Here is a 331-nt window from a genome sequence, read left to right as displayed (position 1 = left end):
CTAAAGATACTGTAATGACGTATCGCCTAAATGTAAACAAGAATAGATTGATTATCGTCATTGAAAGTCCCTCTGCAACTGGTATAGGCTGTGTTCTGAATTACATTGGAATTCCTGACGAAATCTATGCAGATGAACCAGATAGCCGAGGTTTAATTTATGCTACAACAACAAGAGCAGATTCTGTAAACAACGTAATTATTTCAAATTCACCAGTGAATATTGCTCCTTCAACCAGTGCTTCAGTAAGGCCGATTATAGTAAACTTATCGCCAAAGAACCCAAACACTCAAGGTCTATACATGCTCTCTGAATTCTATTATGGGAATAC

Annotated in this window: 1 protein-coding gene; it reads left to right on the top strand. The window is 37.2% G+C overall.

What is annotated here, in order from left to right:
- Nucleotides 1-47: 47 nt before the first annotated feature.
- On the top strand, nucleotides 48-331 hold a 284-nt coding region (locus R0J92_RS22125; protein WP_411053233.1), incomplete at its 3' end, for a hypothetical protein.

It is taken from the genome of Tritonibacter sp. SIMBA_163, from assembly GCF_046535935.1.
GTDB classification, from domain to species: Bacteria; Pseudomonadota; Alphaproteobacteria; order Rhodobacterales; family Rhodobacteraceae; genus Epibacterium; species Epibacterium scottomollicae.
This window is presented reverse-complemented; position numbering and strand designations above follow the sequence as displayed.